The organism is Streptomyces sp. NPDC030798, assembly GCF_055572275.1.
Window position 1 is genome coordinate 448,349 of the sequence record NZ_JBVIDR010000005.1, and the last position, 17,233, is coordinate 465,581.

General features: G+C 71.7%; 12 protein-coding genes. 6 read left to right on the forward strand and 6 right to left on the reverse strand.

All coding sequences use genetic code 11. The annotated features are described in order from the left end of the window. The first annotated feature begins 57 nt into the window (after nucleotides 1–57). Nucleotides 58–1,443, forward strand: a complete 1,386-nt coding sequence (locus tag ACZ404_RS15075) for a cation:dicarboxylate symporter family transporter (RefSeq protein ID WP_468439751.1) — start codon at nucleotides 58–60, stop codon at nucleotides 1,441–1,443. Nucleotides 1,444–1,562: 119 nt separating this feature from the next. Here the strand turns inward: ACZ404_RS15075 and ACZ404_RS15080 are convergent, their stop codons facing one another. Next, nucleotides 1,563–2,216, reverse strand: a complete 654-nt coding sequence (locus tag ACZ404_RS15080; protein WP_468439752.1) for a TetR/AcrR family transcriptional regulator — start codon at nucleotides 2,214–2,216, stop codon at nucleotides 1,563–1,565. A gap of 159 nt (nucleotides 2,217–2,375) precedes the next feature. Between ACZ404_RS15080 and ACZ404_RS15085 the strand changes: the two genes are divergently transcribed. From ACZ404_RS15085 to ACZ404_RS15105, 5 genes are all read left to right on the forward strand, one after another. Beyond that, nucleotides 2,376–4,058 carry an MFS transporter gene (locus tag ACZ404_RS15085; protein ID WP_468439753.1) on the forward strand — a complete coding sequence of 561 codons (1,683 nt, stop codon included), beginning with the start codon at nucleotides 2,376–2,378 and terminating at the stop codon, nucleotides 4,056–4,058. A 112-nt stretch (nucleotides 4,059–4,170) separates the two neighbouring features. Continuing rightward, on the forward strand, nucleotides 4,171–4,935 hold the full coding sequence (locus tag ACZ404_RS15090) for a DUF2127 domain-containing protein (protein WP_468439754.1): 765 nt from the start codon (nucleotides 4,171–4,173) through the stop codon (nucleotides 4,933–4,935). Nucleotides 4,936–4,983: 48 nt separating this feature from the next. Beyond that, nucleotides 4,984–5,412 (forward strand): MerR family transcriptional regulator, encoded by a 429-nt coding sequence (locus tag ACZ404_RS15095; protein ID WP_468439755.1) that lies wholly within the window; start codon nucleotides 4,984–4,986, stop codon nucleotides 5,410–5,412. Continuing rightward, on the forward strand, nucleotides 5,409–5,741 hold the full coding sequence (trxA, locus tag ACZ404_RS15100) for a thioredoxin (protein ID WP_468439756.1): 333 nt from the start codon (nucleotides 5,409–5,411) through the stop codon (nucleotides 5,739–5,741). Before ACZ404_RS15095 ends, trxA begins: the two co-directional genes overlap by 4 nt. Before the next feature lie 184 nt (nucleotides 5,742–5,925). Continuing rightward, nucleotides 5,926–8,166 (forward strand): HelD family protein, encoded by a 2,241-nt coding sequence (locus tag ACZ404_RS15105; RefSeq protein ID WP_468439858.1) that lies wholly within the window; start codon nucleotides 5,926–5,928, stop codon nucleotides 8,164–8,166. Here the strand turns inward: ACZ404_RS15105 and ACZ404_RS15110 are convergent. From ACZ404_RS15110 to ACZ404_RS15130, 5 genes are all read right to left on the reverse strand, one after another. After that, nucleotides 8,153–9,043 (reverse strand): hypothetical protein, encoded by an 891-nt coding sequence (locus ACZ404_RS15110; protein WP_468439757.1) that lies wholly within the window; start codon nucleotides 9,041–9,043, stop codon nucleotides 8,153–8,155. The genes ACZ404_RS15105 and ACZ404_RS15110 overlap by 14 nt on opposite strands. Before the next feature lie 45 nt (nucleotides 9,044–9,088). Continuing rightward, nucleotides 9,089–11,536, reverse strand: coding sequence for a 1,4-alpha-glucan branching enzyme (gene glgB / locus ACZ404_RS15115; RefSeq protein ID WP_468439758.1), 2,448 nt, complete (start codon nucleotides 11,534–11,536; stop codon nucleotides 9,089–9,091). Between the two features lie 21 nt (nucleotides 11,537–11,557). After that, complete coding sequence (locus ACZ404_RS15120; protein ID WP_468439759.1) at nucleotides 11,558–12,952, reverse strand: maltokinase N-terminal cap-like domain-containing protein; 1,395 nt, start codon at nucleotides 12,950–12,952, stop codon at nucleotides 11,558–11,560. An 89-nt stretch (nucleotides 12,953–13,041) separates the two neighbouring features. Beyond that, nucleotides 13,042–14,742, reverse strand: a complete 1,701-nt coding sequence (treS, locus tag ACZ404_RS15125; protein WP_468439761.1) for a maltose alpha-D-glucosyltransferase — start codon at nucleotides 14,740–14,742, stop codon at nucleotides 13,042–13,044. Beyond that, nucleotides 14,739–16,946, reverse strand: a complete 2,208-nt coding sequence (locus tag ACZ404_RS15130; protein WP_468439763.1) for an alpha-1,4-glucan--maltose-1-phosphate maltosyltransferase — start codon at nucleotides 16,944–16,946, stop codon at nucleotides 14,739–14,741. Before ACZ404_RS15130 ends, treS begins: the two co-directional genes overlap by 4 nt. Nucleotides 16,947–17,233: the final 287 nt, after the last annotated feature.

The following is a 17,233-nucleotide window of genomic DNA, read 5'->3' on the forward strand; positions in this document are numbered from 1 at the left end:
CCCCGGACGTGAGCCGCACGCCGGTGACCACCGACGACGTCGTCAAGGAGGGCCGCTGTGACCAGCGCAGCCGATACGGCACCTGCCGCACCCCCCGTCAAGCGGGACCGCACCCACTTCCTCTACATCGCGGTGATCATCGCGGTCGCCCTCGGCATCGCGGTCGGGTTCGCCGCACCGGACTTCGCCGAACAGCTCAAGCCGCTGGGCACGGGCTTCGTCAACCTGATCAAGATGATGATCGCGCCGATCATCTTCTGCACCATCGTGACGGGTGTCGGCTCGATCCGCAGCGCCGCCAAGGTCGGCAAGGTGGGCGGGCTCGCGCTCACCTACTTCATCGCCATGTCGTTCGTGGCGCTCGCCATCGGCCTCGTGGTCGGCAACATCCTGCACCCGGGCCAGGGCATGCACCTGACCGAGTCGGTGAAGCAGGTCGGCCACACCCAGGCGGCTTCGGGCAGTGAGGGCCTCGTCGACTTCCTGCTGAGCATCATCCCCACCAGCTTCGCGTCCGCCTTCACCGGCGGCGTGGTGCTGCAGACGCTGCTCGTCGCGCTGCTGGTCGGTTTCGCGGTGCAGGCGATGGGCACGTCCGGGGAGCCGATCCTGCGGGGTGTCGGGCACATCCAGAAGCTGGTGTTCCGCGTCCTGAGCATGATCATGTGGGCGGCGCCGGTGGGTGCGTTCGGCGCGATCGCGGCCGTCGTCGGCGAGACCGGCGTGGAGGCGCTGAAGGCCCTCGGCACGATCATGCTGGCCTTCTACATCACCTGTGTGCTCTTCGTCGGCGTGGTGCTCGGCCCGATGCTCTGGTTCGTGGCCAAGGTGAACCTCTTCAAGCTGCTGAAGTACCTGGGCCGTGAGTACCTGCTCATCCTGTCGACCTCGTCCTCCGACGTGGCCCTGCCCCGCCTGATCGCCAAGATGGAGCACCTGGGCGTCAGCCGTCCCGTCGTCGGCATCACCGTGCCGACCGGCTACTCCTTCAACCTCGACGGCACCATGATCTACCTGACCATGGCGTCGCTCTTCATCGCCGACGCGATGGGCCAGCCGCTGCACCTGGGCGAGCAGATCACCCTGCTGCTGTTCATGATGGTCGCGTCCAAGGGTGCCGCGGGTGTCTCCGGTGCCGGTCTGGCCACCCTCGCCGGTGCCCTCCAGACGCACCGGCCGGCCCTGGTCGACGGTGTCGGACTCATCGTCGGCATCGACCGCTTCATGAGCGAGGCCCGCGCCCTGACCAACTTCTCCGGCAACGCCGTGGCCACCGTGCTGATCGGCGCCTGGACGAAGGAGATCGACAAGACCCGCGTCGAGCAGGTGCTGTCCGGTCATCTGCCCTTCGACGAGACCGTGCTCGACACCGTGGACGGCCACGGCGGCCCCGAACTGCCCCAGCAGCGCGAGGAGGGCGAGAAGGAGCTGGCCAAGGCCTGATCCCCGCGGGCCCGCCCCGCTGAACTCCGGATGTCCGGCCCCGCCTGAACCGGGGCCGGGCATCCGGGCACCGCCGCCGGGCGGCCGAGTCTCCCCCGTACCTCGGCCACCCGGCTTCCTCATGTCCGGGAAGCGTCCCCGGGGATGTCCGGGGACTCCTTGCTCACTCTGGCCACCAGCGCGGTGGCCAGGGAGGCGGGCACGCCCGCCGCGGTCAGCACCGTGACCGTGGCCGAGCGGCCCGCCTCCTCGGCTGTCACCAGCCCGTCGTTCACCGCCTCCATCACCGCGAACAGCATCTGCTCGTGCACGTACGCCAGCGCCGGCGCGGGCAGTGGCGAGCTGAACACGCCCTGGTCCAGCCCCTCCTGCAGCAACCGCACCTTGGTCTCGCGCAGCGGGGCGAGCCGCTCGCGGATGCCCTGCACGGTGACCGTGCGCTGGGCCAGGGCGATCAGCAGCCGGTAGCGGTCGGCGATCCGCCAGAGCGCGAGCACCGAGCGGGCCACCGCCTCCGCCGGGTCGGCGCCCCCGTCCCGGGCGCCTGCGTCGGCGTCCGCCAGCGCCTCCACCGCCCCGTCGACGAGCGTGCCGATCAGCGCCTCGCGGCTGGGGAAATGGCCGTACACGGTCCGCCGTACGACCCCGGCGGCGCGCGCGATCTGGTCCATCGAGGCGTCGGGGTCGCGCAGCAGCTCGGCGAGGGCGACGTCGAGGATGCGGCGCCGGTTGGCGTCGGCGCGGCTGGTGTTACCCGTGGTCATGGCAGTCATTCTGCACGCCTCTCCTCGGTTTGCACAGCACCGTGCAACATGACTTGCACAGGGATGTGCAATCTCGTACTCTGCACAGTGTTGTGCAATTGCACGGCGCTGTGCAATCCAGCGATGTCCTGCGATCCCGTCGCGTATCCGAGGAAGGCGACCCCTGCCATGCGACTCGTCCTGACCGAACCGGTCGACACCACCGAGCGCCCCTACGCGCGGCGCTGGTGGGCGCTGCTCGTCCTCTGCCTCAGCCTGCTGATCATCGTGATGGCGAACACCGCGCTCACCGTCGCCGCGCCCGGCATGACGAAGGACCTCGGCCTCACCAGCGCCGACCTGCAGTGGGTGATCGACGGCTACACCGTGCCCTACGCGGCGCTGATGCTGCTGCTCGGCGCGATCGGCGACAAGTACAGCCGGCGCGGCGCGCTCCTGCTCGGCCTCGTCGTCTTCGGCGCCGGCGCGGTCTTCGGCTACCTCGCCGACAGCGCCACGACCGTCATCGCGGCCCGCGCCGTGATGGGCGTCGGCGCCGCGCTGATCATGCCCGCCACACTCTCCCTGCTCGCCGCGACCTTCCCGCGCGCCGAACGCGCCAGGGCCATCACCCTGTGGACCGCCACCGCCGGGCTCGCCATCGCCGCCGGACCGGTCGTCGCCGGTGCCCTGCTGCGCGGCCACGGCTGGTCCTCCACCTTCCTGATCAACGTGCCCGTCGCGGCCGTCGCCCTCGTCGGCGCCCTCGTCCTGGTCCCGCCGTCCAGGGCCGGCCACCACGACCGCATCGACTACGTCGGCGGGCTGCTGTCGGTGCTCTGGACCGGCTCACTGGTCTACATGATCATCGAGGGGCCGCACTTCGGCTGGGGCGTCAAGGCGGTCACCGCCGCGGTCGTGGCCGGCCTGGGCCTCGTCGCCTTCGTCGCCTGGGAGCTGCGCCACCCCCGCCCGATCCTGGACGTGCGCCGGTTCGCCGACCGCCGGTTCGCCGGCTCCAACCTCGCCGTCGCCCTGTTCTTCCTCGCCGTCTTCGGCGCCTTCTACTACCTGACCCAGCACCTGCAGTTCGTCCTCGGCTACGACGCCCTGGAGACCGGCGTCCGCATGCTCCCGCTCGCCGGCGCCGTCTTCGTGGGCTCGGCGCTCACCGGCCGCCTCACCCCGCGCGTCGGCATGAAGTGGACGGTCACCGCCGGCATGGTCGGCGGCACCACCGCCCTGGCCCTGCTGACCCGGGTGGACGCCGGCTCGACGTACGGCGACTTCGTGGCGCCCCTCGTCGTCCTGGGCCTCGCCATCGGCCTCGCGCTCTCGCCCTGCACCGACGCGATCATGGGCTCCTTCCCGGAGACCGAGCTAGGCGTCGGCGGCGCGGTCAACGACACCTCGCTGGAGCTGGGCGGCTCGCTCGGCATCGCGATACTCGGCTCCCTGCTCGCCACCTCCTACGGCGACCACCTCACGGACGCCACCGCCGGCAGCCGGCTCCCCGCGAGCGCCCTCGCCACCGCCCAGGACTCCGTCGGCGCCGGCTACGCGGTCGCCCAGGGCATCGGGGACCGGGCCCGGCAGCTCGGGGCGCAGGCCGCCCGGGCGAGCGACCCCCAGCAGGCCGCCCAGCTCAAGGCCCAGGCCACCCAGTTGGCTCAGGGCGCCCGGCAGATGAAGGACGCGGTCGGCTCCGCCTTCGCCGACGCGGTCGCCCACACCAGCCTGGTCGGAGCCGTGATCCTCGGCGTGGGCACCCTCGCCGTGGCCCTGCTGCTCCCGCGCGGCGCGGCCGCCGAGCCGGAACCGGCGTCGACGCGGGAAGCGCAGCGGGAACCGGTCGGCAGCAGCGCGAACTGAACTCCCCCCGCCGTCGTCTCATACCGCGATGCACTAGCGTGCCGTGCCGGACCCACCGGCGCGGCACCGCCGCGCAGGACCTGCATGAACATCTGTACGGGAGGCACGGGGGATGGCGATCGACTGGGACCGGCGGACCTGCGCCCGCAAGGGTCATGTGACCTACGCGCCGGACGACCCCCGGCTGCGCGTCCGGCTGCACGCCGAGACCGCCCTGGGCGAGGTGTGGCGCTGCCTGCGGTGCGGCGACTTCGTCCTCGGCGAGCCGCACGGCTCCGGCCCGGCCGCCGAGGCCCCGCTGGTACCGCGCGGCAAGGTGCTGCGGGACCTGTTCATCCTGCGCTTCCTCGCCCTGGAACGGGCCGTGCGCGGGGTGTTCATCGTGCTGGTCGCCGTGGCCGTGTGGAAGTTCAGCAACAGCCAGGACGCGGTGCGCCGGCTGTTCGACGAGTACCTGGACGTCTTCCGCCCCGTCTTCAAGCACTTCCACTACGACCTCGACCACTCCCCGGTCGTCGGCACCGTCCAGAAGGCCTTCGGCTACCGGCACTCCACCCTCCTGCTGGTGGCCGGACTGCTGCTGGCCTACGCCCTGATCGAACTGATCGAGGCGGTCGGCCTCTGGTACGCCAAGCGCTGGGCGGAGTACCTCACGGTGGTCGCGACCGCCGCCTTCCTGCCCCTGGAGATCTACGAGCTCACCGAGCACATCAGCTGGCTGAAGATCACCACTCTCGTCCTCAACGTCCTCGCGGTCCTCTACATCGCCCTCGCCAAACGCCTCTTCGGCCTGCGCGGCGGCCGCAGGAAGTTCGACGAGGAACGCCGGAGCGCCTCCCTGCTGGAGGTGGAGGAGTCGGCCGGGGTACCGGTCTGACCCCTGGGCCTTGCCTTGACGCCCGCGTCAACGCCTACCGTCGGGGACATGCGAATCGGCGAGCTGGCGGCGCGGGCCGGGACCACCACCCGGGCGCTGCGGTACTACGAGGCACGGGGACTGCTGCCCGCGCGGCGGGACGGCAAGGGTCACCGGACCTACGACGAGGGTGACCTCAGGCTGCTCGAGCAGATCCGGACGCTGCAGGACTTCGGGTTCGGCCTGGAGGAGACGCGGCCCTTCGTGGAGTGCCTGCGCGCCGGGCACCCGGAGGGCGACTCGTGCCCGGCCTCGCTCGTGGTCTACCGGCGCAAGCTGGACGAGCTGGACGCGCTCATCGGGCAGCTCACGGCGGTGCGGGAGACGGTCGCCGGGCAGCTGCGGCGGGCGGAGCGGGCCCGGGACGCGCTGGCCGCCGAAGCGCTGGTTCCGGGGGGTCCGGAACCCGCTTGCGAGCTGGGAGGGCTGACGCGATGAGCAAGCTGAGCGGACTGGCCGAGGTGACGGACGCGGACTTCGCGGCCGAGGTGATCGGCGCCGAACTGCCGGTGCTGGTGCAGTTCACGGCCGACTGGTGCGGGCCGTGCCGGCAGCTCGCGCCGGTGCTGAAGGACATCGCCGCCGAGGAGGGCGACCGGCTGAAGATCGTCCAGCTCGACGTGGACCGCAATCCGCAGACGACCATCGCCTACCAGGTGCTGTCGACGCCGACCCTCATGGTTTTCCGGGACGGCGAGCCGGTGCGGTCGATGGTCGGGGCGCGGCCCAAGCGGCGGCTGCTGGAGGAGCTGGCCGACGTGCTGTAGGAGGCCCGGTACCGCCCAACAGAAAATCCCCCGAGCAATTGCGCTCGGGGGATTTCTCTGCGTATATTCAATGGTTCGCGACTTCAGCCGGAAGACCAGTCGGATTAGCCGCGAAGAAGTTTACTGAGCAGAGTATATCCGGGCGGGAGTGGAATTGTCAAACATCGACTTTCCCGACGATGAATTGCGCCACGAACAGGAATTCATCGACGGGCTGTACGCGCGCGTGGACGTGCTGCGCGGCGAGGCCGAGTCCTCGGTCTCGGACGCGCTCGCCCAGGGGGACAAGCCCATGCAGGCCCGGCTCGAACGCGACATCCTGGTCGCCGAGCGCTCGGGGTTGCTGGCCGCGCTGAACGCCGTCGACGGCTCGCTCTGCTTCGGCCGCATCGACCTCGCCGAGGGAGCCTGCCACCACATCGGCCGGATCGGCCTGCGCGAGGACGACGCCGAGCGCACCCCCGTCCTGATCGACTGGCGGGCCGACGTCGCCCGCCCCTTCTACCTCGCCACCGGCCACACCCCGATGGGCCTGCGCCGCCGCCGGCACATCTCCACCCAGGGCCGGACCGTGACCGCCCTGCACGACGAGATCCTCGACCTCGGCGACACCACCCGCACCGGGTACGAGGACCACAGCGGCGACGACGTGCTGCTGGCCGCGCTGAACTCGGCGCGCACCGGCCGCATGAGCGACATCGTGCAGACCATCCAGGCCGAGCAGGACGAGATCATCCGGGCGCCGCACCGCGGGGTGCTGGTGGTCGAGGGCGGCCCCGGCACCGGCAAGACGGCGGTGGCGCTGCACCGGGCGGCTTACCTGCTCTACGAGCACCGCGAACTGCTCGGCCGCCGCGCGGTCCTCATCGTCGGCCCCAACCCCGCCTTCCTCGGCTACATCGGCGAGGTGCTGCCCTCCCTCGGCGAGACCGGGGTGCTGCTGGCCACGGTCGGCGAGCTGTTCCCCGGCGTGCGGGCCACCGCCACCGACACCCCGGAGGCGGCCGCAGTGAAGGGCCGTGCCGCCATGGCCGACGTGCTCGCCGCCGTCGTACGCGACCGGCAGGCACTGCCCGACCCGGTCATCGCCGTCGAGCACGAGCGCGAGGTGCTGATGCTGGACGACGGCCTGGTGCGCGTCGCCCGCGAGCGCACGCGGGCCGCCAAGCTGCCGCACAACGAGGCCCGCGAGTACTTCGAGGGCCACATCCTCAACACGCTCACCGAGCTGTACGCCGAGCGCGTGGGCACCGACCCGTACGACGGCAGCAGCCTGCTGGACGCCTCCGACCTCACCCAGATCCGGGACGAGCTCGCCGAGAACCCCGAGGTCTGGTCCGCCATCGACCGGCTCTGGCCCCGGATCACCCCGCAGCGACTGGTCGCGGACTTCCTCGCCGAGCCCGAGGGCTACCTCGGCGACGCGGACGCGGCCGCGATCCGGCGCCCGGTGACCCGCGCCTGGACCGTCGCCGACGTCCCGCTCCTGGACGAGGCGGCGGAACTCCTCGGCGAGGACGGCCGGCCGGCCCGCGCCCGCGCCGAGCGCGAGCGCGAGACCCAGATCGCCTACGCCCAGGGCGTCCTGGACGTCTCCTACGCCTCCCGCACCTACGAGTTCGAGGACAAGGAGGACAGCGACCCGGAGGCATCCGAGGTGCTGTCCGCGCACGACATCATCGACGCCGAGCGGTTCGCCGAGCGGCAGGAGGAGGCCGACCACCGCAGCGCCGCCGAGCGCGCCGCGGCCGACCGGACCTGGGCGTTCGGGCACATCATCGTGGACGAGGCGCAGGAACTGTCCCCGATGGCCTGGCGCCTGCTGATGCGGCGCAGCCCGACCCGCTCCATGACCCTGGTCGGCGACCCCGCCCAGACCGCCGAGGCGGCCGGCGTCGGCTCCTGGGCGGACATCCTCACCCCGTACGTCGAGGACCGCTGGGAGCACACCCGGCTCGGCGTCAACTACCGCACCCCGGCCGAGATCATGGAGCTGGCCGCTGCGGTCGTGCGCGCCGAGAACCCGGACTTCGAGCCGCCCAGCTCGGTCCGCTCCACGGGCGTACGGCCCTGGGTGCGGCAGGCCGCCGGCGATCTGCCCGAGGCCGTGGCCAAGGCGGTCGCCGAACTGACCCCGGCCGAGGGCCGCCTCGCGGTCGTCGCCCCGCGCGCGCTGCACCGCCGCCTGGCCGCCCGGCTGGACGGCGTCACGGCCGGTGCCGAACCCGACCTGACCCGTGCGGTCGTCCTGCTCGACCCCCGCCAGGCCAAGGGCCTCGAATTCGACTCGGTCCTGGTGGTGGAGCCGGCCCGCTACGGCACGAGCGACCTGTACGTCGCCCTGACCCGCGCCACCCAACGGCTCGGGGTGCTGTACACGGACGAGCTGCCGCGGGCGCTGGCCGGGGCGGTCACCGGGCCGTAGCGGTCGGCGAGGAGGACGGCGGCGGGTAGCTGGGGTGCAGCGAGGAGGGCAGCGGGGCCAGGCCGGCGCACAGCGCCGTCGGGAAGGCCGGTTCGCTGTGCTGCACGGCCCGGCAGCCGCCGGCCGCGCTCTCCAGGACGGGCTTCCAGCCGGAGCGCTCCGCCCGGAAGAACCAGCGGTCGCCGAGCCTGGCGGTGCAGGCGGAGTCCTTGCTGTCGTCGCCGCACGCCGGTCCGGTGCGCCAGGAGAAGTCCAGCACCAGCCACTTGCCGTCGCAGTGCTCGGCGTCGCGGTAGGTGTGCCGGGGCGCGCCGGCCGCGTACAGCGCCTGGTCGTAGGAGGCGGGGGTGCAGCCGGTGGCCGGCGGGTGGCAGCCGAGCGGGCCGCACAGCCGCAGGGCGGGCGGCTCGGCGCCGTCGGTGGTGAAGACGGTGTCGTCGTCGACCACCAGCTCCCGCTTGCCCAGCGGCTCGGGCAGCCGTACGCGGGCCGTCGCCGTCCTCTCCTCGGTGCACCCGGAACGCCGGTCGCCGGACGGGGAGCTGAAGGTGATCTGCACATGCACCGTGCCGGGCACGGCGCCGTACTGGGCGTCGGTGTCCTGCGCCTTGAGGTCCCGCACGCAGGGGCGCTCGCCGCTGGGCACGTCCGCGTCCAGGCTCAGCGTGCGGTGGTCGGTGCCGAGCCGGGCGGCGGTGACCCGGGAGGGCTCCCCGCTGGTCCACGGGATCGGCCCGGTCTCCGTGGGAGCCGCCCCCGTGCCACCGGCCGCCGACGGGCCCCGCCCCGCCACTTCCGTGCCGCAGCCGCCCAGCAGCAGGACGGCGACGGCACACAGCAGGGCGGTGACTGATCGATCGGGTCGCACGCGCCTCATTCCCCCCGTGGTGCACGCCTGTTGACCCCGGCACTATAACGAGCGCTACGCGGGCCTCAGCCAGACGGTGGCCAGCGGGGGCAGGGTGAGCCGGATGCTCGCCGGCCGGCCGTGCCAGGCCTGCGGCTCCGGTTTGACCACGTCGGGGGTGACGACGTCGCTGCCGCCGTACCGCGCGGCATCGGTGTTGAGGGACTCGTGCCAGGCCGGTACGTCCTCCGGCACCCCGATGCGGTAGTCGTGGCGGACCACCGGGGCGAGGTGGCAGACCGCGAGCAGCGGAGTGCCGTCGGCGTCGTGGCGCAGGAACGCGAAGACGTTGTCGTCCGCCGCGTCCCCGGTGATCCACTGGAAGCCCGCCGGGTCGGTGTCCCGCTGCCACAGCGCCGGAGCCGCCCGGTACAGCGCGTTGAGGTCCCGTACGAGGTCCCGCACGCCCCGGTGGTCGGCCTCGGCACCGTACGACGGGTCGAGCAGCCACCAGTCGGGGCCGTGCGCCTCGGACCACTCGGCGCCCTGGGCGAACTCCTGGCCCATGAACAGCAGTTGCTTGCCGGGGTGCGCCCACATGCAACCCAGGTAGGCCCGCAGGTTGGCGCGCTGCTGCCACCAGTCGCCCGGCATCTTCGAGACGAGGGACCGCTTGCCGTGCACGACCTCGTCGTGGGAGATCGGCAGGACATAGTTCTCGCTGTAGGCGTACACCATCGAGAACGTCATCTCGTGGTGGTGGTAGCTGCGGTGCACCGGGTCGTGGCTCATGTACTGCAGCGAGTCGTGCATCCAGCCCATGTTCCACTTCAGGCCGAAGCCGAGCCCGCCGAATCCGCTCGGGCCCTGGTGGTGCGTGGGCCGGGTGACGCCGTCCCAGGCCGTGGACTCCTCGGCGATCGTCACCACGCCCGGGCAGCGCCGGTACACCGTGGCGTTCATCTCCTGCAGGAAGGCCACCGCGTCCAGGTTCTCCCGGCCGCCGTGCTCGTTCGGCGTCCACTGGCCCGGCTCGCGGGAGTAGTCCAGGTAGAGCATCGAGGCGACCGCGTCCACCCGCAGGCCGTCGATGTGGAACTCCTCGCACCAGTACACGGCGTTGGCCACCAGGAAGTTGCGCACCTCACGGCGGCCGAAGTCGAACTCCAGGGTGCCCCAGTCGGGATGCGCGGCCCGCAGCGGATCGTGGTGCTCGTACAGGGGCCGTCCGTCGAACTCGGCCAGCGCCCAGTCGTCGCGCGGGAAGTGCGCCGGCACCCAGTCCATCAGGACGCCGATGCCGGCCTGGTGCAGCCGGTCCACCAGGTACCGGAAGTCGTCCGGAGTGCCGAGCCGGGCCGTGGGCGCGTAGAAGCCGGTGACCTGGTAGCCCCAGGAGCCGCCGAAGGGATGCTCGGCGACCGGCATCAGCTCCACGTGCGTGAAGCCCATCTCCTGGACGTAGGCGGGCAGTTGCTCGGCAAGCTGCCGGTAGGTGAGGCCGGGGCGCCAGGAGGGCAGGTGCACCTCGTAGACGGAGAACGGCGCCTCGTGCACCGGGGTGTCGGCGCGGTGGGCCATCCACTCGCCGTCGCCCCACTCGTGGTGCGAGGCCGTGACGATCGAGGACGTGGCGGGCGGCACCTCGGTACGGCGGGCCAGCGGGTCGGCGCGCAGGGTGCGCGAGCCGTCCGGGCGGGTGATCTCGAACTTGTACAGCTCGCCCTCGCCGACGCCCGGCACGAACAGCTCCCACACGCCCGACGAGCCCAGTGAGCGCATCGGGAAGGCACCCGCGTCCCAGAAGTTGAAGGTCCCGGCGACCCGCACCCCCCGCGCGTTCGGCGCCCACACCGCGAACCGGGTCCCCGTCACGCCCTGGTGGGTCGTGACGTGCGCGCCGAGCGCCCGCCACAGCTGCTCGTGGCGGCCCTCGCCGATCAGGTGCAGGTCCAGTTCGCCGAGCGTGGGCAGGAACCGGTAGGCGTCCTCGGTCTCGTGGACCGTGCCGTCGTACGTCACCAGCAGCCGGTAGGCGGGCACCTCGGTGAGCGGCAGCAGGCCGGAGAAGAAGCCGTCGCCGTCGTCGTGCAGCTCCGCCCGCAGGTCGCCGGAGACCACGGTGACCGCCTGCGCGTACGGGCGGAAGGCGCGGAAGGCGACGCCGCCGGGCACCGGGTGCGCGCCCAGCACGGAGTGCGGGGCGTGGTGGGTGCCGTGCAGGAGCCGCTCCCGGTCACCGGCGTCCACGGCGGGCGAGACCGCCACCTCCAGCGGGCGTTCCCGCGCGTCCGGCTCCGGCCGGCGGGCGCCCGGAATGGCGACGGGACCGCTCTCGGACACGGCCGGCCGCCCGTCCCTCTGCGCCTCCGTGCCCCCGTTCGTCTCCGCCTTGCTCCTGCTCGTGCCAGAGGGGTTCTTGCCGGAGGGGTTCTTGCCGGAAGGGTTCTTGCCGGAAGGGTTCTTGCCGGAGGGGTTCTTGCCGGACTTGTTCTTCGCGGTGGCTGACTTCTTGGACGTCACGGACGGGTCTCCCGGGCGAGGTCAGAACGGGTCGGACGCGGCCAGGCGACGGATCGCCGACAGCGGTACGGGCAGCCAGTCGGGGCGGTGGCGGGCCTCGTAGACCACCTCGTAGACCGCCTTGTCGGTCTCGTAGGCCCGCAGCAGCACCGGATCGGTGCGCGGATCGCGGCCCGCGACCTCCGCGTATCCGGAGCAGTAGGCGGCCCGGCACCGGTGCGCCCACTCCGGGGCGGGCGGGCTCGCCGAGTGGGCGGCGTAGTCGAACGAGCGCAGCATCCCGGCGATGTCCCGCACCGGCGGCTGCGGCATGCGCCGCTCGGCCAGCGGCCGGGCGGGCTCGCCCTCGAAGTCGATCAGCGACCACTGCCCGGACGGCGAGCGCAGGCACTGGCCGAGGTGCAGGTCGCCGTGGATGCGCTGGGCGGTCCAGGTGCGGCCCTCGGCGGCCAGGTCGTCCAGCGCGGTGAAGGCCGAGCGCAGCCCGCGCTCGTACGGCCGCAGCCCCGGCACCGCCTGCACGGCCGCCTCCAGCCGCTCGGTCATACCGTCCACCAGCAGCCGGAGCTGGGCCTGGCCGAGCGTGACGGTGGGCAGGGCGCGGGCGAGCGCGGTGTGCACCTCGGCGGTGGCCCGGCCGAGGGCCCGCGCCTCGGCGACGAAGTCCTCGCCCTTGGCCAGCTCGCGCAGGGCCAGCTCCCAGCCGTCGCTCGCCCCGTTCACGAACGGCTGGAGCACGGCGAGGACGTACGACTCCGCGTCCACGTCGGCGTGCAGCCACGCCGTCGGCGCGGGCACCCGGGCGCAGCCCTCGCGGGCGAGGGCCAGGGGCAGCTCCAGGTCGGGGTTGACACCGGGGAGCACCCGGCGCAGCAGCTTCAGAATGAACGTATCGCCGTAGACGACCGACGAGTTGGACTGCTCGGCCGTCATCAGCCGGGCCACGAGGCCCTCCCGGATCTCCTGGTCCGGGTCCCGTTCGAAACGCAGCCCGCCGATGCGCGCCCGGGTGCGCAGGGCCTCCAGGAGCACTTCGGCGGGCCTCGGGTCGTACAGGGCCTCGTACACCGTGCGTCCGGTGAGCGGTCCGTCCGTGACATGCCCGATGAGCGCGGGCGCCAGCCGGGGCGGCAGCGCCTCGCGCACGCCTATCAGCAGTTGGTAGCAGTCGCCGGGGTGCGCGGCGGCGCCGAGCACGGGCGGCTGGTGGACGCGCAGTAGCAGGTGGTACAGGCCGAGCCGGCCCTCGGGGGGCAGCAGTTCGGTGGCCGCGACGAGGGTGAAGCCGGTGACCGGCCGCCCCTTGCCCGCGAACCAGCGCTGCCTCGGCAGCCACTCGCGCAGCAGGGGGTCGAGCGAGGCGAGGAGGTGACCGGTGGGACGGGTGGTGCCGGAGGGGGTGACCGTTTCCGCCATGGGCGTCATGTCCTTTCCCCGGGTCGTCGGGGGTGTTACTGATGCGTGCCCCCGGTGGGACGGAGGAAACCGCCCCACCGGGGGGTGGTCTATGCGGCTTCCCGCCGCAGCCGGAACCAGTAGAAGCCGTGCCCCGCCAGGGTCAGCAGGTACGGCAGTTCGCCGATCGCCGGGAAGCGCACCCCGCCGAACAGCTCGACCGGATGCCGGCCGGTGAACCGCCTGAGGTCCAGCTCCGTGGGCTGCGCGAACCGCGAGAAGTTGTGCACGCACAGCACCAGGTCGTCCTCGAACTCGCGCAGGAAGGCGAGGACCGCCGGGTTGGAGGACTGCAACTCGTTGTACGAGCCGAGTCCGAAGGCGGGGTTCTGCTTGCGGATCTCGATCATGCGGCGGGTCCAGTGCAGCAGTGACGACGGCGAGGACATCGAGGCCTCGACGTTGGTCACCTGGTAGCCGTAGACCGGGTCCATGATGGTGGGCAGGTACAGGCGCCCCGGATCACAGGACGAGAAGCCCGCGTTGCGGTCGGGCGTCCACTGCATCGGGGTGCGCACGGCGTCGCGGTCGCCGAGCCAGATGTTGTCGCCCATGCCGATCTCGTCGCCGTAGTACAGGATCGGCGAGCCGGGCAGGGACAGCAGCAGGGCGGTGAACAGCTCGATCTGGTTGCGGTCGTTGTCGAGCAGCGGGGCGAGGCGGCGTCGGATGCCAATGTTGGCGCGCATCCGCGGGTCCTTGGCGTACTCGGCCCACATGTAGTCGCGTTCCTCGTCGGTGACCATCTCGAGGGTCAGCTCGTCGTGGTTGCGCAGGAAGATGCCCCACTGGCAGCGCGAGGGGATCGCCGGGGTCTTGGCGAGGATCTCCGAGACCGGGTAGCGCGATTCGCGGCGTACGGCCATGAAGATGCGCGGCATCACGGGGAAGTGGAACGCCATGTGGCACTCGTCGCCGCCGGCGGCGTAGTCACCGAAGTAGTCGACGACGTCCTCGGGCCACTGGTTGGCCTCGGCGAGGAGCACCTTGTCGGGGTACTGGGCGTCGATCTCCTTGCGCACCCGCTTCAGGAACTCGTGGGTCGCCGGCAGGTTCTCGCAGTTGGTGCCCTCCTGCTGGTACAGGTACGGCACGGCGTCCAGCCGGAACCCGTCGATGCCGAGGTCCAGCCAGAACTTCAGCGCGGAGATCATCTCCTCCTGCACGGCCGGGTTCTCGTAGTTCAGATCCGGCTGGTGCGAGAAGAAGCGGTGCCAGTAGTACTGCTTGCGTACCGGGTCGTACGTCCAGTTGGACGCCTCGGTGTCGACGAAGATGATGCGCGCGTCCTGGAACTGCTTGTCGTCGTCGGCCCAGACGTAGTAGTCCCCGTACGGACCGTCCGGATCCCGCCTAGACTCCTGGAACCACGGGTGCTGGTCGCTGGTGTGGTTCATGACGAAGTCGATGATGACGCGCATGCCGCGCTGGTGGGCGGCGTCCACGAACTCCACGAAGTCGGCCAGGTCGCCGAACTCGGGGAGCACGGAGGTGTAGTCGGAGACGTCGTAACCGCCGTCCCGGAGCGGTGACTTGAAGAACGGCGGCAGCCACAGGCAGTCCACGCCGAGCCACTGCAGATAGTCGAGTTTCGCGGTCAGGCCCTTGAGGTCGCCGACACCGTCGCCGTTGCTGTCCTGGAAGGAGCGGACCAGGACCTCGTAGAAGACGGCGCTCTTGAACCAATCCGGGTTGCGGTCCTGGGCGGGAGTGTCCTCGAACGTGTCCGGGACGGGCTCATTGACGATCATGTTGTGGGTGACCCTCCGATCTGCGGGGTGGACGGTCGCAGAACCGAGAAGACATGCGCGGGCCCATGGCCCGGTTCCAGTCGCACATAGTTGGCCCTGCCCCAGTGATAGGTCTCGCCGGTGAGCAGATCGCACACCGGCACCGACTCGTGCCAGTCCAGGCCGAGTTGCGGCATGTCCAACGAGACCGTGGCCTCCTGGGTGTGGTGCGGGTCGAGGTTGGCGACGACCAGAACCGTGTTCGATCCGCTGCGCTTCGAGTAGGCGATCACCGCTTCCTTGTCGGTGTGATGGAAGTGGAGGTCGCGCAGCTGCCGCAGGGCCGGGTTCTGCCGGCGGATCGTGTTGAGCCGGGTGATGAGCGGTGCGATGGTGCGGCCCGTTCGTGCGGCGGCCTCCCAGTCGCGGGGCCGGAGCTGGTACTTCTCCGAGTCGAGGTACTCCTCGCTGCCTTCACGCAGGGGCGTGTTCTCGCACAGCTCGTAGCCGCTGTAGATGCCCCAGGTGGGGGAGAGGGTGGCGGCGAGCACGGCACGGACCTCGAAGGCGGGCCGGCCGCCGTGCTGGAGGTAGGCGTGCAGGATGTCCGGGGTGTTGGCGAAGAAGTTGGGCCGCATGTAGGCCGCCGCCTCACCCGACAGCTCGGTCAGGTATTCGGTCAGCTCCTGCTTGCTGTTGCGCCAGGTGAAGTACGTGTACGACTGCTGGAAGCCGATCTGGGCCAGGGTGTGCATCATCGCCGGGCGGGTGAACGCCTCCGCCAGGAAGATCACGTCCGGGTCCTTGCGGTTGACCTCCGCGATGACCCGCTCCCAGAAGACCACCGGCTTGGTGTGCGGATTGTCCACCCGGAAGATCCGCACCCCGTGGTCCATCCAGTACCGCAGGATCCGGACGGTTTCCGCGACCAGCCCGTCCATGTCGGCGTCGAAGGCGATGGGATAGATGTCCTGGTACTTCTTCGGCGGGTTCTCGGCGTGGGCGATGGTGCCGTCCGGCCGGTGGTGGAACCACTCCGGGTGCTTGTGCACCCAGGGATGGTCGGGCGAGCACTGCAGCGCGAAGTCGAGGGCGATCTCCAGGCCCAGCTCCCGTGCCCGGCCGACGAAGCGGTCGAAGTCCTCGATGGTGCCGAGGCCGGGGTGGACGGCGTCGTGGCCGCCCTCGGGGGAGCCGATGGCCCACGGCACGCCGACGTCGTCGGGGCCGGCGGTAAGGGTGTTGTTGGGGCCCTTGCGGAACGTCGTGCCGATCGGGTGGATCGGCGGGAGGTAGACGACGTCGAAGCCCATCTCCGCGATCGCCTCCAGCCGGCGCGCGGCCGTGCGGAACGTGCCGTGCGGCTGCTCGGCCGTGCCCTCCGAGCGCGGGAAGAACTCGTACCACGAGCCGTACAGCGCCCGCTCCCGCTCCACCAGCAGCGGCATCGGGTCCGAGGCGGTCACCAACTCCCGCAGCGGGTAGCGATCCAGCACGGCCCTGGTGTTCGGCGCCAGCGCCGCAGCGAGTCGCCAGGCGGCCGGGCGGTCCTCCGCGCGCAGCGCGGCCACGGCGTCCAGGACGACACCCCGCTGCTCCCGCGGGACCCCGTCCGCCGCCCGTTCGTACAGCCGCGCACCCTCCTCCAGGACCAGGTCCGTGTCGATCCCCGCCGGGATCTTGATCTGCGCGTGGTGCCGCCAGGTGGCGATGGGATCCGACCAGGCCTCCACCGTGTACGTCCAGAGGCCGGGCGCGTCCGGGGTGACGGTGGCGCCCCAGCGGTCGGTGCCCGGGGCCAGTTCACGCATCGGCGTCCAGGGGCCGGGCCGGCCGGCGGGGTCGCGCAGGACGACGTTCGCGGCGACGGCGTCGTGGCCCTCCCGGAACACGGTGGCCGACACCTGGAACGACTCGCCGGTCACGGCTTTGGCGGGTTTGCGCCCCTGCTGGACGACCGGGCGGACGTCGAGAACGGGTATCCGGCCCACGACGGGCTTGGCGGCGAACGGATGTTCGGGAACGGTGGGCCGGTGTTCCGTTGGCGCAGGCGGGTGTTGGGCGGCCGCCGCCGGCTGATCCGCGGCGGCGGACGGCTCCTCGGCCGTGGTGGCGGGCGGGTCGAGGGCGCCCGCGGCGGGCTTGCCGGACTTCCTGCCCGGTGACTTCTTCGCCGCTGCCTTGCTGGTGGTCGGTGGTGCTGACGAGTGGTGCGTGGCGGGCATGACCGCTCCTGTCCGCGTCAACGAGGGTGTGGGCGGAGGGCTGTGGGGAGGTGGGTCCTGCGGGTGGTGCTGTGGTGCGCCTGTGGGGTGTACCGGGTGAGCCTTCCCATCCTCCTCGGGTGGGCAATCCGGCACTTTGTTAACTACTCCCGCGTATGTCTACGGGGAAGACCGGCCCCTTTCCAAGTGCCCGCCGACTGCGCGTCCACGCCACCACCGGCGCGGGTGCGGCCCCGATCCAGCCGGTGCGGCGCGCTGCTGAGCCCTTGGCGGGCCGTGCCGTGCGC